Annotated in this window: 17 protein-coding genes; 12 read left to right on the forward strand and 5 right to left on the reverse strand. The window is 65.3% G+C overall.

Annotated elements, in window-relative coordinates; all coding sequences use genetic code 11:
- Positions 1 to 127: 127 nt before the first annotated feature.
- Genes ACODSK_RS28170 through ACODSK_RS28180 form a run of 3 tightly spaced genes read right to left on the reverse strand, consistent with a single transcriptional unit; the run spans position 128 to position 5789 of the window.
- A complete protein-coding gene (locus ACODSK_RS28170) occupies positions 128 to 3274 on the reverse strand; it encodes a CusA/CzcA family heavy metal efflux RND transporter (RefSeq protein ID WP_489020786.1) in 3147 nt (1048 codons plus the stop codon).
- A 24-nt stretch (positions 3275 to 3298) separates the two neighbouring features.
- Positions 3299 to 4531, reverse strand: coding sequence for an efflux RND transporter periplasmic adaptor subunit (locus ACODSK_RS28175; protein ID WP_489020788.1), 1233 nt, complete (start codon positions 4529 to 4531; stop codon positions 3299 to 3301).
- A 19-nt stretch (positions 4532 to 4550) separates the two neighbouring features.
- The gene (locus ACODSK_RS28180; RefSeq protein WP_489020790.1) at positions 4551 to 5789 is read right to left on the reverse strand and encodes a TolC family protein; all 1239 of its coding nucleotides are present in this window, start codon (positions 5787 to 5789) and stop codon (positions 4551 to 4553) included.
- A 290-nt stretch (positions 5790 to 6079) separates the two neighbouring features.
- Between ACODSK_RS28180 and ACODSK_RS28185 the strand changes: the two genes are divergently transcribed.
- On the forward strand, positions 6080 to 7411 hold the full coding sequence (locus tag ACODSK_RS28185) for an OprD family porin (RefSeq protein ID WP_489020792.1): 1332 nt from the start codon (positions 6080 to 6082) through the stop codon (positions 7409 to 7411).
- Between the two features lie 164 nt (positions 7412 to 7575).
- Here ACODSK_RS28185 and ACODSK_RS28190 read toward each other — a convergent pair whose 3' ends face one another.
- Both ACODSK_RS28190 and ACODSK_RS28195 read right to left on the reverse strand, forming a co-directional pair.
- A complete protein-coding gene (locus ACODSK_RS28190; protein ID WP_489020817.1) occupies positions 7576 to 8910 on the reverse strand; it encodes an MFS transporter in 1335 nt (444 codons plus the stop codon).
- Positions 8911 to 9282: 372 nt separating this feature from the next.
- Entirely contained in the window at positions 9283 to 9984 is a 702-nt protein-coding gene (locus tag ACODSK_RS28195) for a GntR family transcriptional regulator (RefSeq protein WP_489020794.1), read from the reverse strand.
- A gap of 192 nt (positions 9985 to 10176) precedes the next feature.
- On the opposite strand from ACODSK_RS28195, the gene ACODSK_RS28200 reads away from it, so the two are divergent.
- The 11 genes from ACODSK_RS28200 to vgrG form a co-directional block, all read left to right on the forward strand.
- Entirely contained in the window at positions 10177 to 11229 is a 1053-nt protein-coding gene (locus ACODSK_RS28200) for a Rieske 2Fe-2S domain-containing protein (RefSeq protein ID WP_489020796.1), read from the forward strand.
- Positions 11226 to 12152: a PDR/VanB family oxidoreductase gene (locus ACODSK_RS28205; RefSeq protein WP_489020798.1), complete on the forward strand. Its 927-nt coding sequence runs from the start codon at positions 11226 to 11228 to the stop codon at positions 12150 to 12152. Before ACODSK_RS28200 ends, ACODSK_RS28205 begins: the two co-directional genes overlap by 4 nt.
- 389 nt (positions 12153 to 12541) lie before the next feature.
- The gene (locus ACODSK_RS28210; protein WP_489020799.1) at positions 12542 to 13585 is read left to right on the forward strand and encodes an ABC transporter substrate-binding protein; all 1044 of its coding nucleotides are present in this window, start codon (positions 12542 to 12544) and stop codon (positions 13583 to 13585) included.
- Positions 13586 to 14177: 592 nt separating this feature from the next.
- The gene (tssB, locus tag ACODSK_RS28215; RefSeq protein ID WP_489020801.1) at positions 14178 to 14672 is read left to right on the forward strand and encodes a type VI secretion system contractile sheath small subunit; all 495 of its coding nucleotides are present in this window, start codon (positions 14178 to 14180) and stop codon (positions 14670 to 14672) included.
- Between the two features lie 42 nt (positions 14673 to 14714).
- Complete coding sequence (gene tssC, locus ACODSK_RS28220; RefSeq protein WP_489020803.1) at positions 14715 to 16253, forward strand: type VI secretion system contractile sheath large subunit; 1539 nt, start codon at positions 14715 to 14717, stop codon at positions 16251 to 16253.
- 23 nt (positions 16254 to 16276) lie between these two features.
- Complete coding sequence (gene tssK / locus ACODSK_RS28225; RefSeq protein ID WP_489020805.1) at positions 16277 to 17629, forward strand: type VI secretion system baseplate subunit TssK; 1353 nt, start codon at positions 16277 to 16279, stop codon at positions 17627 to 17629.
- Positions 17626 to 18288 (forward strand): type VI secretion system protein TssL, short form, encoded by a 663-nt coding sequence (gene tssL / locus ACODSK_RS28230; RefSeq protein WP_489020807.1) that lies wholly within the window; start codon positions 17626 to 17628, stop codon positions 18286 to 18288. The genes tssK and tssL overlap by 4 nt, the downstream gene beginning before the upstream one ends.
- A 9-nt stretch (positions 18289 to 18297) precedes the next feature.
- Positions 18298 to 19989 (forward strand): OmpA family protein, encoded by a 1692-nt coding sequence (locus tag ACODSK_RS28235; RefSeq protein ID WP_489020809.1) that lies wholly within the window; start codon positions 18298 to 18300, stop codon positions 19987 to 19989.
- A gap of 48 nt (positions 19990 to 20037) precedes the next feature.
- Complete coding sequence (tssD, locus tag ACODSK_RS28240) at positions 20038 to 20541, forward strand: type VI secretion system tube protein TssD (RefSeq protein WP_489020811.1); 504 nt, start codon at positions 20038 to 20040, stop codon at positions 20539 to 20541.
- Positions 20542 to 20641: 100 nt separating this feature from the next.
- The gene (gene tssH, locus ACODSK_RS28245; RefSeq protein WP_489020813.1) at positions 20642 to 23269 is read left to right on the forward strand and encodes a type VI secretion system ATPase TssH; all 2628 of its coding nucleotides are present in this window, start codon (positions 20642 to 20644) and stop codon (positions 23267 to 23269) included.
- Positions 23266 to 24185 (forward strand): type VI secretion system tip protein VgrG (vgrG, locus tag ACODSK_RS28250; protein ID WP_489020815.1); only part of this gene is annotated, 920 nt, incomplete at its 3' end. The genes tssH and vgrG, both read left to right, overlap by 4 nt.

Here is a 24185-nt window from a genome sequence, read left to right on the forward strand (position 1 = left end):
TCGCCAAAGATGTGTAGATACCCATGCTCATCGCTGGCAAGCCAGCTCCCACAGGTTTCGCGGTGCACGCAGACCTTGTGGGAGCTGGCCTTGCCAGCGATGAGGCCCTGAAGAGCACCGCCTGTTCTTACCCTTCCACCTCCTCATCCCGCCGATGCGCCCATTGGTACAAGGCCGGCAACACCAGCAAGGTCAGCGCCGTGGACGACAGGATCCCGCCGATCACCACCGTCGCCAGTGGCCGCTGCACTTCGGCGCCGGTGCCGGTGGCCAGGGCCATGGGGATAAAGCCGAGGGAGGCCACCAGGGCAGTCATCAGCACCGGCCGCAGCCGGGTCAAGGCGCCTTCGGTCACCGCGCTGGCCAGGGTCGCGCCTTCCTCGCGCAGGTTGCGGATAAACGAAATCATCACCAGGCCATTGAGCACCGCCACCCCCGACAGGGCGATAAAGCCCACCCCGGCCGAGATCGACAGCGGTATGTCGCGCAGCCACAAGGCGAGCACGCCACCGGTAAGGGCAAAGGGAATGCCGGTGAACACCAGCAGGCCGTCCTTGAGGTTGTTGAACATCAGGAACAGCAAGGTCATCACCAGCAGCAGGGCCACCGGCACGACGATCTGCAGGCGCTTGGCCGCCGATTGCAGTTGCTCGAACTGGCCGCCCCAGGTGGTCCAGTAGCCGGCCGGGATCTGCACATCGCGAATCAGGGTGTCGCTGGCTTCCTCGACGAAGGAGCCCAGGTCACGCCCGCGCACGTTGGCGCTGACCACTACCAGGCGCTTGCCGTTTTCCCGGCTGATCTGGTTCGGCCCCAGTTGCAGGTCGAGGCTGGCGACCTGGGACAGCGGGATGAAACCGATGCGCTCGGCACCCAGGGCGGCATTGGCCGGCACCGGGATCAGCAATCCGGCGAGGCCGTCGACATCGGTGCGCAGGGTTTCCGGCAGGCGCACCACCATGTCGAAGCGGCGGTCGCCCTCGTACAGGGTGCCGGCCTGGCGACCGCCGACGGCGATGGCCACGGCATCCTGCACTTCGCCGATGTTCAGGCCGTAGCGCGCGGCCTTTTCCCGGTCGATATTGATGGTCAGCACCGGCAGGCCGGTGGTTTGCTCCACCTTCACTTCCGAGGCGCCCTGTACGCCCTGCAAGGCCGTGGCGACCTTGGCGGCGGTGCGGTTGAGGGTGTCCATGTCGTCGCCGAAGACCTTTACCGCGACATCACTGCGCACCCCGGAAATCAGCTCGTTGAAGCGCAACTGGATCGGCTGTGACAGCTCGTAGTTGCTCCCCGGCACGCTGGCGGCGGCCCGTTGCACGGCGGCGATGATCGCCTCCCGCGACTTCGACGGGTCCGGCCATTGCTCCTTGGGCTTGAGCATGATGTAGGCGTCGGAGATGTTCGGCGGCATCGGGTCGGCGGCGATCTCGGCGGTGCCCGTGCGGGCGAACACCCGCTGCACTTCCGGAATCTGTTCCACCAGGGCCTTTTCCAGGCGTTGCTGCATGTCCACCGACTGGCTCAGGCTGGTGCCCGGTACGCGCAGCGCTTGCAGGGCCAGGTCGCCTTCGCTGAGGCTGGGGATGAACTCGCTGCCCATGCGGCTGGCCATGGCGCCGGTCAGCAGCACCACGCCGGCGGCAGCGGCGAAGGCCAGGTTGCGGCGCTTGAGCACCCATGCCAGCACCGGGGCATAGCCCAGGCGCGCCTTGCGCATGACCAGGCCTTCTTCTTCCTTGACCTTGCCGGTGACGAACATGGCGATCGCCGCCGGGACGAAGGTCACCGACAGCAGCATGGCGCCGAGCAGGGCGATGACCACGGTGAAGGCCATGGGGTGGAACATTTTTCCTTCGACCCCGGTCAGGGCGAAGATCGGCAGGTACACCACCATGATGATCAACTGACCGAAGATCAGCGGCCGGCGCGCCTCGCGGGCAGCGGCAAAGACCTCGTGGAAGCGCTCGGAGCGGGTCAGCATGCGCCCGTGCTTGTGCTGGGCATGGGCCAGGCGGCGGATGGCGTTTTCGACGATGACCACCGCGCCATCGACGATGATGCCGAAGTCGAGGGCGCCGAGGCTCATCAGGTTGGCGCTGACCTTGTTGTTGAACATGCCGGTGAAGGTGAACAGCATCGACAGCGGGATGACCATGGCGGTAATCAGCGCCGCGCGGATATTGCCGAGGAACAGGAAGAGAATGGCGATCACCAGGATCGCGCCCTCGATCAGGTTCTTCTTCACCGTGGCGATGGCTTTTTCCACCAGGTTGGTGCGGTCGTAGACGGTCACCGCCACCACGCCTTCGGGCAGGCTGCGGTTGATCTCGGCGAGCTTGGCCGCCACCGCCTGGGACACCGTGCGGCTGTTTTCGCCGATCAGCATGAACACCGTGCCCAGCACCACTTCGCGGCCGTTCTCGGTGGCGGCGCCGGAGCGCAGCTCCTCGCCGAGGCTGACCTCGGCGACATGGCTGACCCGGATCGGCGTGCCGTCGACGCTGGAAATCACGATATTGGCGATGTCCTCCAGGCTGCCGACCTGGCCCGGAGCGCGGATCAGCAACTGCTCGCCGCTGCGCTCGATATAGCCGGCGCCGACGTTGCCGTTGTTGCTTTCCAGGGCGGTGACCAGGTCGCCGAGGGTCAGCCGGTAGGCGGCCAGGCGCCGGGGATCGGGAGCCACCAGGTACTGCTTGGCATGGCCGCCGATGGTGTTGATCTCGGCCACCCCCGGCACGTTGCGCAACTGCGGCTTGATGATCCAGTCCTGTATCACCCGCAGGTCGGTGGCGGTGTAGGGCGTGCCGTCTTCCTTGCGCGCGCCGTCCTCGGCTTCCACGGTCCACAGGAAGATCTCGCCAAGGCCGGTGGACACCGGGCCCATCACCGCCTCGACCCCCTGCGGCAACTGCTCCTTGGCCACTTGCAGGCGTTCGTTGACCTGCTGGCGGGCGAAGAAGATATCGGTGCCGTCGGCGAAGATCACCGTCACCTGCGACAGCCCCGAGCGCGACAGCGAGCGGGTCTGTTGCAGGCCGGGCAGACCGGCCATGGCGGTTTCCACCGGGAAGGTGATGCGCTGCTCGGTTTCCAGCGGCGAATAGCCCGGCGCGGCGGCGTTGATCTGCACCTGGACGTTGGTGATATCCGGCACCGCGTCGATCGGCAGCTTCTGGTAGCTGTAGATCCCAAGGCCAGCCATCAGCAGCACGGCGATCATCACCACGACGCGCTGCTCGATGGCGAAGCGAATCAGACGTTCAAACATGGAGGGTCATCCTGTACGGGCGCATCAGTGGCTGTGCTCGGCGGAGGCCTTGCCCAGCTCGGACTTGAGGGTGAAGCTGCCGCGGGTGGCGACCAGGGCCCCGGCGGGCAGGCCGTCGAGCACCTCGACGTAGTCGCCGTCGCGGCGGCCCAGGGTCACCGGGCGGGTGTCGAAGCCGGCGTCGGTGCGGACGAACACCGAGGGTTGGTCTTCCACGGTCTGTACGGCTTCATGGCGCACGGTGACTGCTGCCGGGGCAGTGCGGGTGGTGACTGCGATGCTGACGAACAGCCCCGGGCGCCAGGCGCCGTTGGGGTTGGTCAGGGTGACGCGGACGGTGGCGGCGCGGTTCTGTTCGCCGAGCAGGCTGCCGACGTAACCGATGGTGCCGTCCACGGCGCTGTCCAGGTCTGGCGAGGAGACTCGCACGGCGCGCCCGGTGGCGACCTTGTCGAGGTCACGCGGCGGCACGGCGAAGGTCGCCCATACCCGCGACAGGTCGGACAGGGTGAAGGCGTTGCTGGCTTCGCTGACCACCTCGCCGAGGGCCAGGTGCTTTTCCACCACCACCGCATCGAATGGCGCGCGCAGTTCGTAGCGGTTGCCGCCGGCGGCACCGACCGAGGCGCCGAGGGCGGCGACTTTCTGCCGGGCATTGGCCAGGCCGATCTCGGCTTCCTGCAGGGTCTGCCGGGCTTGCAGGTAGTCCTGCTCGGCGGAGATGCGCTCCTGCCACAGCTGCTTTTCCCGCTCGAAGGTGACCCGCGCCAGTTCGACCCGGCGCTGGGCGGCCTGCTGTTCGCTGCGCAGGTCGGAGATCTGCTGGCTGGCGATCACCGCCAGCAACTGGCCTTTCTTTACCGTCTCGCCGAGATTGGCGCTGACGCTTTCCACCACCCCGGGCACCCGTGGCACGACGTGGGCGGTGCGGTCCTCGTCGAAGCGGATCTCGCCGGGGAAGCTGACCACGCTGCCCAGTTCACGCGGTGCGGCGGCCTCCACTTCGATGCCGGCGGCCTCGATCTGCCGGGCGTCGAGGCTCAGCTTGCCTTCTTCTGCGTGGCCGTCTTCGCCTTCTTCGGTATGGCCTTCTTCTTCGTCGTGCCCGTGGTCATCCTTGGCGGTTTTCGCCGATGCATGGCCGTGGCCGTCATCAGCGCCATGTTCGGCGTTGTCGTTCCAGGCCATGCCGGCAAAGCCGAGGGCTGTCGCCGCGAGCAGCGCGAGGGCGAGGGCGATCTTGCGTTTGTTTTCCATTACTGCTCCTGGGTCGGATTCAAGGGGTGGCGGTGGCGCTGCCGAGGTCGCCGTAGACCCGTTCCACCTGGGCCCGGGCGGCGCTGGCGCTGGCCAGGGAGGCGAGGTACTGCTCGCGGGCGGTGATCAGGGTGCGCTGGGCATCGAGCACTTCGATAAAGCCGAACTTGCCCATCTCGAAGCCGCGGGTGGCGGTGTCCACCGCCTGGCGTGCGGCGGGGAGGATGCTGCGGTCATAGGCCTCGATCTCGCCCATGGCCGTGGCCCATTGGTTCAGGGCGCTGCGGGTTTCGCTGCGCAGGCGCAGCTCCACGGCATTGCGCAGGTCGCGGGACTGATCGGCGCGGCGTGCGGCGGCGAGGACATTGCCCTGGTTGCGGTCGAACAGCGGCAGCGGCACGGACAGGCCGACCACGTTGACCCGCTCGCGCTCGGCGCGGTCGTACTGGCTGCCGAGGCTGACGGTCAGGTTGGGGATGCGCTGGGCCTTTTCCGAGCCCAGGGCGGCGTCGTTCTGCTCGATCTGCGCGGTGGCCTGGCGCAGCTCGGCGGTCTGTTCCAGGCGTGCGAGCAAGGGCTCGGCATCCGGTGGCAGACCCGGCGACAGCGACGGCGATTGCAGGCGCTCGAAGCTGCCGGCGCTGCTGCCAGTAACGTGCGCCAGTTGCCGCCAGGTCGTGGTTTTCAGGGTTTCGGCACGGCCCAGTTGCAGGCGCGCCTCGGCCAGTTGCACCTGGGCACGGGTCGCTTCCACCGGCGAGGACTTGCCCGCGCGTACCCGGCCTTCGACCACCCGCAGTCCGCGTTCGGTCAGCTCCAGGGACTGCTGCGCCAGTTCCACGCCGGCCTGTGCGCGCAGGCCGGCATGGAAGGCCTCGGTCACTTCGGCGCGCAGGGCGTTGAGCTGGCGTTCCAGGGTCATCTGCGCCAGGTTCTGGCCGATGCTCGCCACCTCGATCCGCGCCCCGCGCTTGCCTCCCAGCTCCAGCGCCTGGCTGATGCTCACGGTGCTGGTGCTGGTGTTGCGCCGGGTGTCCTCGACTTCGTAGGACAGCTCCGGATTGGGGATCAGTCCGGCCTGGCGCCGGGCGCCGTCGGCGATGCCGATTTCCTGGCGGGCGGCGGCCAGGTCCGGGTTGTGTTCCAGGGCCGTGGCGATGGCCTGCGGCAGACTCAGGCTGTCGGCCAGGGCCAATGGGGCGGCCAGCGCCAGGCAGAGCGTGACGACGGTTCGGGAGAGGAAGGGATGTCGGGGCACTGGCGGGTCCTCGTGCGCAGAAAGCCCGACGGGAACGCCGAAGATGCCGCCAGGCCCTGTTGGAAAGATGGCGGCACTCTAAGTAGCGGCAGGTATCAGGGGGGTGTCGGCAAAATTACAATTCTGTAATCGAGGAAGCCGCCAGATAACAGGCGGATGACGGCATTGTAATGCGCCGCTCACCTTGCCGTTATCCAGCCTTTGCAATGCTCTGCGGCGGGCGCCATCACACCTCCAATAACGCGCCTGGACATCAGAATAAAAACTGCCGGACCTCGAAGGAGCATTGCATGAGTCGCAGGTTACCGCTTTATCTGGCAGCGCTTGGCGCGCTGTCCGCAAGTCAGGCCGTCAACGCCGCAGAGCAGGCCGAGGGCTTTATCGAAGGCAGCAGCCTGTCGCTGCTGAACCGCAACTTCTATTTCAACCGTGATCACCGCGACGGCCCGGCGCCGACCCAGGGCAAGCCGGCTGACAACGGCTATTCCGAAGCCTGGGCCCACGCCGTTATCGGCAGGTTCTCCTCCGGCTTCACCCAGGGCACGGTCGGCTTCGGTGTCGATGCCTTCGCCATGCTCGGCCTGAAACTGGACACCGGCGGCGGCCGCAATGGCGGGCGCAGTTCGTTCGACGTGCTACCGGTGGACCGCGATGGCCAGGCCCGGGACGAATACAGCAAGGTCGGCGGGGCGGCGAAAGCACGCCTGTTCGACACTGTGGTGCGGGTCGGCGATGTGTTCCCGGTGACGCCGGTGGTGGCAGCCGGCGACTCGCGCCTGCTGCCGGAAAGCTTCCGTGGGGTGACTGCGGAGAACACCAGCATCGATGGTCTCACCTTGCAGGCGGGGCGCCTGCACTCGATGAGCCAACCGGTGTCGAGCAATATGCGCGACGGTTTCGTCACCTTCTACGGCGGCGCAGTGGACTCGCCCTGGGTCGCCTATGGTGGCGGTGACTACGCCCTGACCGACCATCTCAGCGTCAGCCTCTATGGCAGCCGGCTCAAGGATGCGTGGAACCAGTACTACGTCGGCACCAGCTTCACTTATCCGCTGGCCGAGGACCTCGATTTGATCAGCGGTTTCAATGCCTATCGCGCGGTCGATGAAGGCAAGCAGCTGCTGGGCGAGTTTGCCAACACCATCTGGAGCGGCAAGCTCGGCCTGCGCTACGGCGCGCACACCGTAGCGCTGACCCACCAGCGCAACAACGGTGACGATGACTTTGACTACCTGCGCCAGTCGGACTCGATCTTCCTCGACAACTCGATCCAGTACAGCGACTTCAACTCACCGAAGGAGCGCTCGTGGATGCTGCGCTACGACCTGGACATGGCCAGCTACGGTGTGCCCGGTCTGTCGTTCATGACCCGCTACGGCAGGGGCAGCGATGCCGACTATTCCAACGCCAACAGCGTGTACATGCGCCGCGATGGCAATGGCGACCCGCTGACCGACCAGAAGCGCTGGGAGCGGGATATCGAAGTCAAGTACGTGGTGCAGAGCGGCGCGGCCAAGGACCTGTCCTTGCGCGTGCGCCAGGCCACCACCCGGGCCACCGCGTTCGAATCGGACCTGGATGAAGTTCGCCTGATAGTGGAATACCCGCTGTCGGTTCTCTGATTCACCTTGAGAAGCTCCCCAAGCTCCTTTGGTTAAAAGGTGGATATCTTTGGCGCCCGCTTGGGCGCCTTTTTTTGTTCTTGAGGGCTTCATCGCTGGCAAGCCAGCTCCCACGCCGATCTCTGTGGGAGCTGGCTTGCCAGCGATGAGGCCCTCAAGAACACTTAATTACCCCGGTCCAACCGCCGGAAAACCAGCCCCGCCGCCAAACACATCAAACTCACCAGCACCAGGGTCAACTGGATATCCCCGGCCTCCGGCTGCCCATGCCCGCGCAGCCTCTGCACCAACCCCAGCAGCATCGCCGCCAGGCACACGGCCAGGCTCAGGCTGATCTGTACGCTGGTGGCCGACAGGGTGGCGGCACTGGCCGAGCGGTGCGGCGGGATATCGGCATAGGTCAGCGCGCCCACCGCGGTCATCTGCAACGAGCGCGACAGCCCGCCAACGAACAGCATGAACATCACCACCACGGGCGCCGTCTCGGCGGTAAACAGCGCGCACAGGGCAATGGAAAGCGCGCCGAGCAAGGTGTTCCACACCAGCAGGTCACGGAAGCCGAAGCGTCGCGCCAGGGGCACCGAGATGAACTTGATCAGCAGCGCCCCGGCACCACCGGCAAAGGTCAGCAATCCGGCCTCCAGCGCACTCATGCCATAGCCGAGCTGGAACAGCAGCACCAGCAGGAACGGCAGCGACGCACTGCCCAGGCGAAACAGCGTGCCGCCGCAGAGCACCAGGGCGAAGCTGGGAATGCGCAGCAGCGACAGGTCCAGCAGCGGCGCTGGCGCCCGCCGGGCATGGCGTATATAGCATCCGGCGAACGCGATCCCGGCGAGCAGCAACAGGCACGACCATTCCCAGCGCAGCGAGCCGTGTCCGAGGCTTTCGAAGGCCAGCACCAGGCAGGCCAGGGCCGGGCTGCCGAGCAGGAAGCCGCGCAGGTCCAGCGGCCGGCTGCGCTGCCCTGGATAGTCCGGCACATGGCGCAGCACCAGGGCGATGCCAAGCAGGCCGATGGGCAGGTTGAGCAGGAAGATCCAGTGCCACGACAGCCAGGTCACCAGCAGCCCGCCCAGCGGCGGTCCGAACACCGGGCCGAGCAGGGCGGGCATGGTCAGGTAGGCCATGGCCTTGAGCAGATCGCGCTTGCTCGACCAGCGCAACAGGATCACCTGGCCCACCGGCACCATCAGCGCCCCGGCCATGCCCTGGGCAAAGCGCGCCAGGGCCAGTTGCCAGAGGCTGGCGGCCAGGGCGCAGGCCAGTGAACTGGCGACGAACAGGCCGATCGCCGCGATGAATACCCGACGCGGTCCCAGGCGTTCGGCCAGCCAGCCGCTGAGGGGTATGAACATCGCCACCGCCAGCAGGTAGAGGGTCACCACCAGGTTCATGCGCACGCTCGGCTCGCCGAAGTCCGCCGCCAGTTGCGGCAGGGCGGTGAGCACGGCGGTGGAGTCGAGCAGTTCCATGAACAGCGCGCAGCCGATGATCATCGGTACCTTGCGCTGGAAGGCTGGCGAGGTCTGTTCCAGGTCGGGACGGATCGGTGCGTTCAGGTCGTCCGCCTTAGCGCAGGGCGGGAGGTTGCAGGCGGCATGGTCGGTGTTCTTCATCATGGGGAAGATGGCGAACAGGGTAGGGCGGGGTGGTGGGGTTGTGAAATATCGGTTGGTGATTTGTTAATAACGATTGTTGTGTTTTATGCGTTTAAAGCATGTTGATCATTAGGCCTCATCGCCGGCAATGCCGGCTCCCACAGGGTTCTGGGCCAGCCGCATGATCCAGGCTCGACACAGAAACCTGTGGGAGCTGGCCGGGCGGCGATCCGATTGCCAGCGATGAGGCCCTAAAGTCCAGCGGCAAACTCACTGAATGATCTTCAACCCCTCCTGCCGCGGCCCGCTGAAGATCTTCATGTAGCGCAGGGTCACCTGGGCATGTTCGCGCATGATCGCCTCGGCCCTGGCACCCTGGCCGGCAAGTAGCGCATCGACGATGGTGTGGTGCTGCATGTTGGCGAAGTTGAAGCGGCGGAACTCCTGGGCCAGGTTGTTACGGTCCACCGCAATCGAGCTGACCGAAGCGAACGGCAGGTGCTCGTTGCGCGACAGCGCCTCGGCCACCGCCGCGTTGCCGCTGGCATCGATGATGGTCTGGTGAAAGCGCTTGTTGATGTCGTGATAGGCCGCCAGGTCTTCCTCGGTGACGAAGCCCTTGTCGAACAGACGGTCCGCCTGCTCCAGGCACTCCAGCAATACCGTCCGCGCGGCCTTGTCCAGGCCACGTTCCGCTGCCTGGCGGGCGGCCAGCCCCTCCAGCGCGCCGCGCACTTCCACGGCATTGCCGAGGGTTTCCGCAGTCACTTGCTTGACCGCAAACCCCCGCGCGCCCTGGCGCACCAGCAAGCCTTCCTGCTCCAGCGCGCGCAGGGCCATGCGCACCGGCATCCGCGAGACTTCGAGCAACTCGGCGGTAGGCACCTCGGCAATACGCTCGCCCGGCGCGAACTGGCCATCGAGGATCATCCTGCGCAGCAGGTTCAGTACACGTTGTCCGGATCCACTCACTGCGGCCTCCACGGCCAAGCCCTTCGTGCGCGGCACTGTAGCGGCTTTGCGCGTGTCTGTGAAAGGAGGGGCGAGATAAATCCCGGGCGATTATCGAACCATTAATGGATCCATTGTGTGCGTTTTTGTTGTGTTTTTGTCTCGTTGAATCCAGTTTATGGATCCATCACAACAACAAAACGAGCCTGCCTCATGCATCCGAAAAACGCCTGGTATGTCGCCTGCACCCCTGACGAGATCGCCGAAAAGCCCCTGGGCCGCAAGGTCTGCAACGAGAACATGGTGTTCTATCGCGGCGACCAGTCCCGTGTTGCTGCGCTTGAAGACTTCTGCCCGCACCGGGGCGCACCGCTGTCCCTGGGCTTTGTCCGCGATGGCAAGCTGATCTGCGGCTACCACGGCCTGGAAATGGGTAGCGACGGCCGCACTGCGGCGATGCCGTGCCAGCGGGTCCAGGCGTTTCCGGCGATCCGCAGCTTCCCGGTGGAGGAACGCCATGGCTTCATCTGGGTCTGGCCGGGTGATCCGGCGCTGGCCGACACGGCGCTGATTCCCCACCTGCACTGGGCCGAGAGCCCCGACTGGGCCTATGGTGGCGGGCTTTACCATATCGCCTGCGACTACCGCCTGATGATCGACAACCTGATGGACCTGACCCACGAAACCTACGTCCATGCCTCCAGCATCGGCCAGAAGGAAATCGACGAGGCACCGGTCAGCACCAAGGTCAATGGCGACGAGGTGATCACCAGCCGCTTCATGGAAAACATCCTGCCGCCACCGTTCTGGCAGGCGGCCCTGCGCGGCAATGGCCTGGCCGACGATGTGCCGGTGGACCGCTGGCAGATCTGCCGTTTCACCCCGCCCAGCCACGTGATGATCGAAGTCGGCGTGGCCCATGCCGGCACTGGCGGCTACGACGCACCGGCGGCGTGCAAGGCCGGCAGCATCGTGGTGGATTTCATCACCCCGGAAAGCGACACCTCGATCTGGTACTTCTGGGGCATGGCGCGCAACTTCAAGGCCGACGACCCGGCGCTGACCGAGACCATCCGCACTGGCCAGGGCAAGATCTTCGCCGAAGACCTGGAAATGCTCGAACGCCAGCAGCGCAACCTGCTGGAGCATCCGCAACGCAACCTGCTCAAGCTCAACATCGATGCTGGTGGCGTGCAGTCGCGGCGCATCATCGAACGGATCATCGCCGCCGAGCAGGCGCCGCTGATTGCCCGGAGCGCCTCGTGATGGAACTGCTGATCAAGGCGATGCGCCTGGAGGCGCAGGACATTCTCGGCCTGGAACTGGTGCGCGAGGACGGCGGAGAGTTGCCCGCATTCGCGGCCGGGGCGCATATCGACCTGCATCTGGGCGGTGGACTGGTACGCCAGTATTCCTTGTGCAACGACCCATGGGAGCGGCGTCGCTATTGCATTGGCGTGCTGCTGGATGGCGAGTCCCGAGGTGGCTCGCGGGCGGTGCATAAGCGCCTGCGGGTGGGGCAGTTGGTGACCGTCAGCGAACCGCGCAACCTGTTCGCCCTGGAGGCCGGGGGCGGGCGTTCGCTGCTGTTCGCCGGTGGCATCGGCATCACCCCGATCCTGGCCATGGCCCATGAACTGCAGCGCCAGGGGCGACCTTTCGCACTGCATTACTCGGCGCGTTCGGCGCAGCGCGCGGCGTTTCTCGAACCGCTCGGAGAACTGCCGGCGCGCTGCTATTTCGACGACGGCGAGCGCCTGGACCTGGCTGCCGTGCTGGCGGCGGAGCCGGCGGACACCCATCTCTATGTGTGCGGGCCGGCAGGCTATATCGCCCATATCCTCGATGGCGCCCGGGCCCTGGGCTGGGACGAGTCGCGGCTGCACCGTGAGTATTTCGCCGCGGCGCCGGTGGAGCATGGCGAGGATGGCGCCTTCGAGGTGCGCATCCATGGCACCGGGCAAGTGTTCAACGTACCGGCGGACCGTTCCATCACCCAGGTGCTGGACGAGGCCGGGATCATCATTCCGGTGTCCTGCGAGCAGGGCATCTGCGGCACCTGCGTGACTCGCGTGGTGGATGGCGAGGTGGACCACCGTGATCAGTTCCTTACCGACGCCGAGCGGCGTGAGCAGATGACGCCGTGCTGTTCCCGGGCCAGGGGCGGGTGTCTGGTGCTGGATCTCTAGGCAAGCCTTGACGGCCTCATCGCTGGCAACGCCAGCTCCCACAGGGTTATGCGGTGTGCACGATCCTTGTGGGAGCCGGCATTGCCGGCGATGAGGCCGTCATTGACACCACATGCCCCTGCAAGCCTGCAAAGCTTTTTCCTCTCCAGCCAGAACATTTTTAATATTTTTCCTGTCCTGCGATCTGCCCCATCATCGGCCTCAGAACAATAACGACGCGCCCCTGGCGCTCGCTACCCGGCCGGTGCCTCGGCTTACCCATAACAAGAAGCGCACCCGCCTTACTGCCCTTTCAAGACTGTCTGTGCCAACCCTGTCGGGGTCGACGACCCGCGCCTGCTGTTCTCGGCTACCCGGCAATTACCTTGAGAAGTAGGGAGGAAGTGTCGATGTCTTTGAAAATGCATGCGTGCGCAGCAGCGGTGATTTGCGCAATGGCGGCGGGCAATGCCCTGGCGGCGGCGGACAAGCTGACGGTGATCTCCTTCGGCGGCGCCACCAAGGCCGCCCAGGACCAGGCCTATTTCAAGCCGTTCGAGCAGAGCGGCGCGGGCAAGGTGGTCGCGGGTGACTACAACGGCGAACTGTCCAAGGTGAAAGCCATGGTCAGCGTCGGGCAGATTTCCTGGGATATCGTCGAGGTGGAAAGCCCGGAACTGTTGCGCGGCTGCGAGGAAGGCCTGTTCGAGAAACTCGATCCCGGCCTGCTCGGCAACAACGATCACTACATCGCCAACACCGTCAGCGAATGCGGCGTGGCCAGCTATGTCTGGTCCATGGTCATGGCCTACAACCCGGCCAAGCTGGCGAGTCCGCCAACCTCCTGGGCCGACTTCTGGGACACCAGCAAATACCCGGGCAAGCGCGGTCTGCGCAAGGGCGCCAAGTACACCCTGGAAGCCGCGTTGCTGGCCGACGGCGTCAGCCGCGCCGACCTGTACAAGGTTCTCGCCACCCCCGAGGGCGTGACCCGTGCCTTCGCCAAGCTCGACCAGATCAAGTCCTCGATCCAGTGGTGGGAAGCCGGCGCCCAGCCGCCGCAATGGCTGGCCGCCAATGACGTGGTGATGTCCGCGGCCTACAACGGCCGGATCGCCGTGGCGCAGAAAGAGGGCACCCACCTGGGTATCGTCTGGAACGGCGGCCTCTACGACCCGGACCACTGGGCCATCGTCAAGGGCTCGCCGAACAAGGCCCTGGCCGAACGCTTCATCGTCTTCGCCAGCCAGGCCGACAGCCAGAAGACCTTCTCGTCGAACATCCCCTACGGCCCGGTCAACAAGCAGACCCTCGACGCCCTGCCGGCGGATATCCAGGCACAACTGCCAACCGCGCCGGCCAACCTGGAGCAGGGGCTGCTGGTGGATTCCAGTTTCTGGGTCGATCACGGGGAGGAGCTGGAGGAGCGTTTCAACGCTTGGGCTGCGCGCTAGGCTGACGGCCTCATCGTGCTAAACCTACTTTCATGGAACACTACGTGACTCATTGATTTATCGGTACCTGTGGGAGCTGGCTTGCCAGCGATGACGTCGGTGAATTCACTGCCGCTATCGCTGGCAAGCCAGCTCCCACAGAGTGCACGCCGCAAGGATTCACCCAGCCGACCTACTCGACCATCACGGTCACCTGCCTGCCGACGCCGACATGGCGATTCCCCCATCCCTCCTGGCAGATTCGCCATTAATGGCGAAAATCTCTATTGGTAATTAAATATTTCACGATCTGTAAATGCTGAGACGTCAAAAGCCCGGTTTTATTGGGTTTAAATTTTGATGTTTCTAGTTGTTTCTTATTTTTTCCGAAGAGCCATGCGGATATTCCGCAGGCCTTGTAGGAAAAGGAGCAAGCGCGTGTTGGGGGCTGGAATGCCCGAATAAGATAGTTCATTGTTTCGCGTCATTCGCTCAGCACCTCTGCTGTCAGTCCTTCCCGGGCTGGGCGATCTGTTGTCAATGTTTCAATGAATTTGTTCGCCAGTGGCGAGCATGAACTTGCTTATTCCGCATTCAGTTCTTGGAGGAACCGATGGCGTCAAACAGTTTCCAGAATGAAGTACCCAAGGCCCGCGTCAATATCAAACTCGACCTGCATACCGGCGGCGCACAGAAGAAGGTCGAGCTGCCACTGAAGCTCATGATGATGGGCGACTACAGCAATGGTCGCGAACAGCGCCCATTGTCCGAGCGCAGCAAGATCAATATCGACAAGAACAACTTCAATGCCGTCCTCGCCGACTTCTCTCCGGCATTGAAACTTTCGGTCGAGAATACTCTGGCCGGTGATGCCTCGGACATGCCCGTGCAGTTGGACTTCCGCCACATGAAGGACTTCGAACCCGAGCAAGTGGCCCGGCAGATCCCAGAACTGCGGGCGCTGCTGGCCATGCGCAATCTGCTGCGCGACCTCAAGTCCAACCTGCTCGACAACATCACGTTCCGCCAGGAGCTGGAACGCATTCTCAAGGACGATTCCCTCAGCGACGAACTTCGCCGCGAACTGGCCGCGCTGGCACCACAGTAAATCCGTCGACTCTCTTCGCTTCGCACTACAGGAAGTTACAACATGTCCGTAGAACACTCTTCCGCGTCATCCCGTGGCGCCTCGACCGTGGCTGAAAACAACCAGGGTATTTACAGTTCGCTGTTCAGCAAGATCAACTTGAACCCGGTTTCGGAACTGGGTGATATCGAAGTTTTCCAGCATACCGAAGCACTTTCCGAAGTGTCCGCCGACGAGCGGGTCACCGCCGCCGTCGATGTCTTCCTGAAGCTGGTCAAGCAGTCGTCGCGCAAGGTCGAGCGCCTGGACAAGACCCTGCTCGACGAGCATATCGCCGCCCTCGATGCACAGATCAGCCGGCAGCTCGATGCGGTCATGCATCACCCTGACTTCCAGCGCGTCGAGTCGACCTGGCGCGGGGTCAAGCAACTGATCGACCAGACCGATTTCCGCCATAACGTGCGCATCGAGCTGCTGGATATCAGCAAGGACCACCTGGTCCAGGACTTCGAGGACGCCCCGGAAGTCGCCCAGAGCGGTCTGTACCTGCACACCTACACCCAGGAATACGACACCCCCGGCGGCGAGCCGATCGCGGCGGCGATTTCCAACTACGAGTTCGATCGCGGTGCCCAGGACATCGCCCTGTTGCGCAACATCTCCAAGGTCGCGGCCGCCGCGCACATGCCCTTCATCGGCGCAGTGGGGCCGGCGTTCTTCGGCAAGCAATCGATGGAGGAGGTGGCGGCGATCAAGGACATCGGCAACTACTTCGAGCGTGCCGAATATCTCAAGTGGAAGGCGTTTCGCGATACCGACGACGCGCGCTACATCGGCCTGACCATGCCGCGGGTGCTCGGCCGCCTGCCCTACGGCCCCGATACCGTGCCGGTGCGCAGCTTCAACTACATCGAGAGCGTCAAGGGCCCGGACCACGACAAGTACCTGTGGACCAGCGCCTCGTTCGCCTTCGCCGCGAACATGGTCAAGAGCTTTATCGCCAATGGCTGGTGCGTGCAGATCCGTGGCCCGCAATCCGGCGGTGCGGTCAGCGACCTGCCGATCCACCTGTATGACCTCGGCACTGGCAACCAGGCCAAGATCCCGTCGGAGGTGATGATTCCCGAAACCCGCGAATTCGAGTTCGCCAACCTCGGCTTCATTCCCCTGTCGTACTACAAGAACCGCGACTACGCCTGCTTCTTCTCCGCCAACTCGACGCAGAAGCCGGCCCTGTACGACACCGCCGATGCCACCGCCAACAGCCGCATCAACGCGCGCTTGCCGTACATCTTCCTGCTGTCGCGCATTGCCCATTACCTGAAGCTGATCCAGCGCGAAAACATCGGTACCACCAAGGACCGCAGCGTGCTGGAGCAGGAGCTGAACCGCTGGATCAAGGGGCTGGTCACCGAAATGACCGACCCGGGCGACGACCTGCAAGCCTCCCATCCGCTGCGCGAAGGCAAGGTCGTGGTCGAGGACATCGATGACAACCCCGGCTTCTTCCGCATCAAGCTGTATGCCGTACCGCACTTCCAGGTTGAGGGCATGGACGTCAACCTGTCGCTGGTTTCCCGGATGCCCAAGGCCAAGGCCTGATGCGCACGGAGGGAGGCCATCCGATGAAGATCCATCGTCCACTCTGGTTCGCGGGTGCCTTGCTGTGCCCGCAGCAGTTCCAGCAACAGGCGCGCTGGGAGGCGCGCACCACCGAAAGCGTGGCCCGCCTGGCCCTGGTTCATCCCTGGGGCGTGGAGGTCGCGACCTTCGATCGCGATGCCTTGCGCCTTGGCGTGCTCAAGGCCAGCGAGCTGCTGGTGCGCCTGCCCGACGGTACGCTGATCGACACCGTCCACGCCGACCGCTTGCCGCCGGCCGTGGAGCTGGCCCGGCTGCTGCCCGCGGACGCCGCGCAAGCCACCGTGCTGCTGGCCTTGCCGCGGGAACATGCCAATGGCGAGAACTGCCTGTTCGAAGGGCGCAAGGCCGAGCGGCCGTTGCGCTATCAGCAGGACTGGCGCGAGGTCCAGGATGTGCACGACGAGGATCGGCAACAGATCAGCGTCATGGAACACAACCTGAGCCTGCGCCTGGACAGCGACGACAACGCAGCCTGGATGACCTGCCCGCTGGTGCGCCTGGTGCGCGACGGGCAGGGCGAGTGGAGCATCGACGCCAGCTACGTACCGCCGCTGCTGCGCTTCTCTGCCCATGCCGGGCTGGTGACGCAGCTGGACAACCTGCTGATCCAGCTCGCGGCCAAGCGTCAGCGCTTGATGGGCATGCGCCGGGAGAGCAACCAGCGCATGGCCGACTTCGCCGTCGCCGATGTCTCGCTGTTCTGGCTGCTCAACGCGTTGAACAGCTACCAGCCGATACTCAGCGATCTGCAGGCGCATCCACGGGCACCGGAGCAGGTCTATGTCGAGCTGGCCAAGCTGGCCGGCAGCCTGCTGACCTTCTCCCTGGAGCACGACCTCGACCAGATCCCGGCCTATCGGCACGAGAGCCTGGAACAGGTGCTGCCACCGTTGATGCAGACCATCTCGACCCTGCTCGAAGCCAGCCTGCCGTCGCGGGTGATCGCCCTTGAACTCACCTCCGGTGGCAGCCATCGCTGGAAGGTGGCGCTCAACGACCCGCGCCTGCGCGAACCCGAGGGCGTCGATTTCTACCTGTCGGTGCGTTTTCGCCTGTCGGCCGTGCAGTTGCAGGAGCAGTTCCCGCGGCTGTGCAAGGTGGGGGCGCCGGACGATGTCGATCAACTGGTCAACTCCGCCCTCGACGGCGTGCCGCTGCAAGCGCTCGCCCACGTTCCCGCAGCCATCCCGTTGCGTCTCGAGAACCAGTACTTCGCCCTCGACTTCCGGCACCCGAAGGGGCTGGCCGCACTGGAGGCGCAGAACTGCGCCTTCTACGTGCCCGGCTCGCTGGGTGAAGTGAAGCTCGAACTCTACGCGGTACTGCGCTCATGAGCCGGCGTGAGGTGCAAGGCCTCGATATCGATGCGCTGTTGCAGGACAGCTACCTGCTGGTGGTGGAAGTCAGCAACAGCCAGGAACTGGAAGGCAGCCAGGCCCTGTGGATGCGCTGCCTGGAACTGGTGGAAGGGCTGCGTGGGCGCTTGGGCGACGCCGGCCTGAGCCAGCGCTCCATGGACCTGATCAGCCATGCCCAGTGCGCGCTGCTCGACGAAACCGTGCTCGGCAAGTGCGAGGGGGCAGAGCATTCGACCTGGGCCCGGGAGCCGTTGCAGGCACGCCTGTTCAACAGCCACCAGGCCGGCGAGTCGCTGTACGAGCAGATGCGCGAGGTGCTGCGCGAGCCGTCGCCGGATCCGCTGGTGCTGACGGTGTTCCAGCGCGTACTGGGGCTTGGCTTCAAGGGCCGCTACACGAAGCTGGAGGATCCGGAACGCGAGCAACTGATCGCCGCGCTGGAGGAGCGGGTGGCGCCCTTCGTTCCGCGGCACGGGCTGCTGGGCCGCGCCGGGCGGCAACTGCTGAGCGGCGCCTGGGGCAATTCGCCCTGGCGCCATGGCTTGCTCGCCGGGCTGGTGCTGGCGTCCGTGTGGTGGAGTCTGGACCAGTTGCTGGGGCGTTTGCTGACCAGCTTGCTGCCCGGACAAGGCTAAGGAGCGCGGATGACTCTCAAGTTGATTCGCGGGCTTTGGCTATGGGGCATGTTCCTGGCCCTGGGCGTGTTGCTGATCGTGCCGTTCGACGATGGCTGGCGGGTAATGGCCGCGGTGCTGGTCACCGCGCTGGTGGCGCACGGCTGGCGTCGTGCCGGGCGCCGCGCCGGGCAACTGCGCGAGTCGCTGCGCCTGGCCGACGACGTCACCCTGCCACCGGCCGGCTATCGCCAGCCGGTGCTGCTGGTGTGCGGCGATGGCCAGGACGGGCTGTTCGGCAAGAAGGACAGCGAGCGTCCGCGCCTGCGCATGACCGCGCGGGCCTGCTACCTCGACGTCGGCGACACGCGCCGCCTGCCGACCCTGGTGTCCGCCTTGCTGGCGCGGCGTCCGGCCTGGAGCGGGCAGCTCGGAGTGCTGTTCGTGGTCAACCCTGGCGAACAGGACGACCCGACCTTGCTCACCAGCCAGGCCCGGGCCCTCGCTCATCAACTGGCCCTGGTGCGTCGGCAGCAGGGGCTGGTGTTGCCCCTGTTGCTGGCGAGCTACCTGCGTGGCGGGCAGCAGCAGGGGCAGGCGCCCTGGTTCGTCTGGGGGGATGGCGAAGCCTGCCCGCAGGTGCACGAGGCCGGCAGTTGCACTGGCCTGGACCAGTGGCAGCGCCAGGCCGACGACAGCGTTGGCGGCAGTGCCCGCATGCGCGCCGCCGTGCAGTTGAACGGTGTCGCGCAGTGGTGGCGCGAGCAGGTGCTGGCCCATCTGGCCGGCTGCGCGCCGGTCGCCTGCGCCATGACCTTCGTCGAAGCACTGCCGGGCGAACGCAGCGGCAATCTCTGGCAGCAGTGGTTGCGCCAGCGGCTGGCGTTGCAGGTGGTGCATGGGGCCCCGGCAATGTCGGGCGGCATGCTGGAGTTTCCCGATGCCGCGCTGTCGCTGATGCCGCTGCGCCTGCGCGCGACCCCGCGGCAGCGGGCCACGGTCAAGGCCATCTGGATGTTCACCCTGGCGGGCCTGGCCGCCCTGGCCAGTTCGGCCTGGAACAACGATCGGCTGATGCGCCAGGTCAGCGGCGACCTGCAGCGCTATGCCTCGATTCCCTCGCCTGCGCATGCCGATCAACCGGCCCATGGCCTGCGCGAGGAAGCCCTGGCGGTGCTGCGCCAGCACGCGACCTTGCTGGAGTACTACAAACGCGAGGGCGAGCCACTGGCGCTGAGCTTCGGCCTGTACCGCGACGTGGTGTTGCGCGAGCGCCTGCTCGCCGTACTGCTGGAACACCGCCAGCCGGTGATGCCGCTGCCCGTGGTCAAGGCACCCGGCATGGTGCGCCTGGACAGCCTGTCGCTGTTCAGTTCCGGCAGTGCTCAGCTCAAACCGGAGTCCACCAAGGTGCTGGTCAATGCCCTGGTGGATATCAAGGCCCAGCCTGGCTGGCTGATCGTTGTCGCCGGGCACACCGATGCCACCGGCAGCGACGAGCACAACCTGCGCTTGTCCCGTGCCCGCGCCGCAGCGGTACGCGACTGGATGCAGCGCATGGGCGACATCCCCGACAGCTGCTTCGCCGTCCAGGGCTTCGGCGCCAGCCAACCCATTGCAAGCAATGACCACGAGGACGGGCGCATGAGCAACCGTCGTGTCGATATTCGTCTGTTGCCGGCGGAGGGGGCCTGTCTGGTCGCTTCGCCGGTGGCGGGCTGAAAACCCTGTCGCAGTTGCGACATTCAAACCTGAACAAGGAGTTTCACCATGGCACTTCCCATTTACCTGACCATCACCGACGAGACCGGCAAGCACCTGAAGGGCTCGGTCACCGCCAAGGGTCTCGAAGGCTGCATCGAACTGATCGAGTTCGAGCACAAGGTGTCCCGGCCGACCGATGACAACACCGGCAAGTACACCGGCGAGCGGGTTCATTCGCCGATCATGTTCACCAAGGAAATCGACGCCTCCACCGTCTACCTCGACCGCGCCGTCGGCTCGGGTCGCAGCTGGCAGGAAGCCCGCTTCGACTTCCAGCAGGTGCTGCCGGACGGCGAGATCGAGGTGTACTTCAGCATGCTGCTGAAGAACGTCAAGGTGGCCAGCGTTGCCAAGAAGATGCTGGACATCAAGAACCCCGACAACAAGGGCTACAAGCACCTGGAAGAGGTGGAGCTGCGTTACGAGGAGATCACCTGGGACTTCAAGGACGGTAACCACGTGCATACCGACAACTGGGACACCCGGCCAATGGCCGCTACGGCCGGCTGATCCAGGCCAGACCAAGTGGGCGCCCGTTTAGGGCGCTCATTCTTTCCACGGTTTTTCATTCCTCTTTTCCTGCCCGGAATCCCGCCAAAGGACGCCCTGCATGGCCATCAGTCCCTCCCGTCTGCTACGCCGCCTCAACCCCTACTGCGCGGAGGCCCTGAGCGGCGCCGCGTCACTCTGCCAAAGCCGCGCCCATGCCGATATCAGCATCGAGCACTGGCTGCTCAAGCTGCTGGAGCAGGGCGAGGGCGACCTGACCCTGATAGCCCGACGCTACGAATGGGACATGGACGCCCTCTGGCAGGGCCTGCTCGATCACCTCGACAGCCTGCCGCGCCGGGTCCAGGCCCGGCCGCAGTTGTGCCCGCGCCTGCAGCAACTGATCAAGAACGCCTGGCTGCTGGCCTCGCTGGACGAGGACCAGGCGCAACTGCGCTCCGCCCATTTGCTCGATGCCTTGCTGGAAAGCCCCGACCTGCTGGCCTGCGAAGCCGCCTGGCCGCTGCTCAGCATCAGCCGCGCGCAGATCCAGCGCTTGCTGGTGGTGCTCGACCATCACTCCGAAGAGCGCCCGCAGCGACAACAGGAGATCGGCAACGAGCGCGATGTGGCGCAACTGCCCCAGCCCCTGCCTCAGCCACAGCCCGGCAACGGCGTGCTGGACAAATTCACCCAGGACCTCACTGCCAAGGCGGCCGAGGGCCGGATCGACCCGGTCTTCGGCCGTGACGACGAGATCCGCCAGGTCATCGACATCCTCAGTCGACGGCGCAAGAACAACCCGATCCTGGTCGGCGAACCGGGGGTGGGCAAGACCGCCCTGGTCGAGGGCCTGGCCCTGCGCATCGCCGAAGGCAACGTGCCGGACAGCCTCAGAAACGTGGTCGTGCGTGTGCTCGATCTTGGCCTGTTGCAAGCCGGGGCCGGGGTCAAGGGCGAGTTCGAGCAGCGCCTGAAGAACGTCATCGAGGCGGTGCAGCAGTCCGCGCAGCCGGTGCTGCTGTTCATCGACGAAGCCCACACCCTGATCGGTGCCGGCAACCAGGCCGGTGGCGCCGATGCCGCCAACCTGCTCAAGCCGGCCCTGGCCCGTGGCGAGCTGCGCAGCATCGCCGCCACCACCTGGAGCGAATACAAACAATATTTCGAACGTGATGCCGCCCTGGAACGGCGTTTCCAGATGGTCAAGGTGGACGAGCCGGACGATGCCGGCGCCTGCCTGATGCTGCGCGGTCTCAAGGCGCGCTACGCCAGCCACCACGGCGTGCATATCCAGGATGCGGCGGTGCAGGCGGCGGTCAACCTGTCGCGGCGCTATCTCACCGGCCGGCAGTTGCCGGACAAGGCCGTCGACCTGCTCGACACCGCCAGTGCCCGGGTGCGCATGAGCCTGGACTGCGAACCGCAAGCGCTGGTGCGCCTCAAGGCCCGCCAGGCCGGGCTGCACCTGGAGCGCGAAGCCCTGCAACAGGATGCCGCCCTGGGCGCTGTCGAGGCGGCCGAGCGCATCGCCGCTATCGACGTTCTCTGTGATGAACTGCACCAGCAGCAGGCCCGTCTGGAGCAGCAGTACCGCCAGGAACTCGACCTCAGCCGGCAACTGCTCGATGCCCGCCAGGGCGATGCCCCCGACCTGGCGTCGTGTCAGCGCCTGCAACGGCAACTCGCCGAGGCCCAGGGCGAACAGCCATTGCTCAACCTCGATGTCGACCCGCGCGGTGTCGCCGAGGTCATCGCCGACTGGACCGGCGTCCCGCTCGGCAGCCTGCTCAAGGACGAACAGGCCGGGCTGTTGCAACTGGAACAGCAACTGGGCGCGCGCATCGTTGGCCAGGACCACGCCCTTGGCGCCCTGGCCCAGCGCCTGCGCGCAGCCAGGACCGGGCTCTGTGAAGAGCAGGCGCCGCAGGGTGTGTTCCTGCTGGTCGGCAGCAGCGGGGTGGGCAAGACCGAAACCGCCCTGGCCCTGGCCGACAGCTTGTTCGGCGGCGAGAAATCCCTGGTCACCCTCAACCTTTCCGAGTACCAGGAAGCCCACACCGTCAGCCAGCTCAAGGGCTCGCCACCCGGCTACGTCGGCTACGGCCAGGGCGGCGTGCTGACCGAGGCGGTGCGTCAGCGCCCCTACAGCGTGGTGCTGCTGGACGAAGTGGAAAAGGCCCACCGCGATGTCCTCAACCTGTTCTACCAGGTGTTCGACCGCGGCTTCATGCGCGATGGCGAAGGGCGCGAAATCGACTTCCGCAACACCGTCATCCTGATGACCTCCAACCTCGGCAGCGATGCCTTGCAGCAGTTGCTGGAAGAACAACCCGAGGCCACCGACGCAACCCTGCAAGAGCTGCTGCGCCCGTTGCTGCGCGAGCACTTCCAGCCGGCCTTGCTGGCCCGCTTCCAGACCCTGGTGTACCGCCCGCTGGGCGCCGAAGCGCTGAAGCGTATCGTCGACCTGAAACTGGCCAAGGTCGCCCGCCGCCTGCAACGGCACTACGGGCTGGACTGCCAGATCCATGACTCCCTCGCCGAGGCCCTGGTTGCCGCCTGCCTGCTGCCGGATAGCGGCGCGCGCAATATCGACAGCCTGCTCAACCAGCAGATCCTGCCGGTGCTCAGCCAGCAGTTGTTGCAGCGCCAGGCGCTCAAGCAGGTCGTGACCCGCGTGGTCCTGGGCCATGACGAGGAGGAGGGCGTGCTGCTGACCTTCGACGACCAGGAGGCTCACCCATGACCGACATCGTCAGCCGCTACCCGTCGCCAGTCACCCGCAACCCCTACCAGTTGAACGTCGAGAAAGTGAACGTACCGCTGGACATCTTCGCCTTCGAAGGCGAGGAGTACCTCAGCAAACCGTTCCGCTACACCATCCGCTTCACCTGCGCGCTACCGCGGCCCACCCGCAGCTACGTGGCGGCCGACCACGCCCCGGACCGGCCCAAGCCCCTCGACCTCGACAAGGCCCTGTTCCTCAACCGCATCGCCCGTTTCGCCCTGTATGGCGAGCCGCCGATCACCTACCCCTGGCAAGAAAAGAAGCAGCACAACCCGATCCGCGAACTGTTCGGCATCATCACCTCGTTCAAACGCATCCGTGCCTCGGTCGACGAAGGCCAGTACGAGATCGTTATCGAACCGCGTTTCGCCCTGCTGGAGCGCAGCAAGCAGACCCGCCTGTACCGGCGCAAATCGGTGCCGGAGATCGTCAAGCACATCCTCAAGGAACGGCACAAGCTGTTCAGCCACGAATACTTCTTCGACCTGGACCGTGAGTACCCGGTGCGTGACCACGTGCTGCAGTACCAGGAAACCGACCTGGAATTCGTCCAGCGCCTGCTCGCCGAGGTGGGCATCTGGTACCGCTTCGCCATCAACTCGGAGCACCGCGTCGAGGTGGTGCATTTCCGTGATCTGCCGCTGCACGACGAGAAGGTCGAACTGCCGTACCTGCCCCGCGCCGGCATGAACAGCAACGGCGCCGACTGCGTCTGGGACATCGGCACCCGCCACCAGGTGGTGGAAAAGCACCTGTTCTTCCGCACCTACGACCCGCGCCAGGCCAACAACGACCTGCAGGGCGAAACCGAGCAATGGCGCCTGGAGCACACGGTCTACGGCGAAACCTACGAATACGGCTGGGCCTACAACGA

The sequence above is a fragment of the Pseudomonas sp. FG98 genome (genome assembly GCF_057808595.1).

Excerpts from the sequence above, each read along its gene's own strand:
- ACODSK_RS28235 (WP_489020809.1), top strand. The coding sequence starts at position 18,298 with ATGACTCTCAAGTTGATTCGCGGGCTTTGGCTATGGGGCATGTTCCTG.
- tssL (WP_489020807.1), top strand. The coding sequence starts at position 17,626 with ATGAGCCGGCGTGAGGTGCAAGGCCTCGATATCGATGCGCTGTTGCAG.
- ACODSK_RS28175 (WP_489020788.1), bottom strand. The coding sequence starts at position 4,531 with ATGGAAAACAAACGCAAGATCGCCCTCGCCCTCGCGCTGCTCGCGGCG.
- ACODSK_RS28190 (WP_489020817.1), bottom strand. The coding sequence starts at position 8,910 with ATGATCATCGGCTGCGCGCTGTTCATGGAACTGCTCGACTCCACCGCC.
- tssB (WP_489020801.1), top strand. The coding sequence starts at position 14,178 with ATGGCGTCAAACAGTTTCCAGAATGAAGTACCCAAGGCCCGCGTCAAT.
- ACODSK_RS28185 (WP_489020792.1), top strand. The coding sequence starts at position 6,080 with ATGAGTCGCAGGTTACCGCTTTATCTGGCAGCGCTTGGCGCGCTGTCC.
- tssH (WP_489020813.1), top strand. The coding sequence starts at position 20,642 with ATGGCCATCAGTCCCTCCCGTCTGCTACGCCGCCTCAACCCCTACTGC.
- ACODSK_RS28170 (WP_489020786.1), bottom strand. The coding sequence starts at position 3,274 with ATGTTTGAACGTCTGATTCGCTTCGCCATCGAGCAGCGCGTCGTGGTG.
- tssC (WP_489020803.1), top strand. The coding sequence starts at position 14,715 with ATGTCCGTAGAACACTCTTCCGCGTCATCCCGTGGCGCCTCGACCGTG.
- ACODSK_RS28200 (WP_489020796.1), top strand. The coding sequence starts at position 10,177 with ATGCATCCGAAAAACGCCTGGTATGTCGCCTGCACCCCTGACGAGATC.
- tssK (WP_489020805.1), top strand. The coding sequence starts at position 16,277 with ATGAAGATCCATCGTCCACTCTGGTTCGCGGGTGCCTTGCTGTGCCCG.
- tssD (WP_489020811.1), top strand. The coding sequence starts at position 20,038 with ATGGCACTTCCCATTTACCTGACCATCACCGACGAGACCGGCAAGCAC.
- ACODSK_RS28210 (WP_489020799.1), top strand. The coding sequence starts at position 12,542 with ATGTCTTTGAAAATGCATGCGTGCGCAGCAGCGGTGATTTGCGCAATG.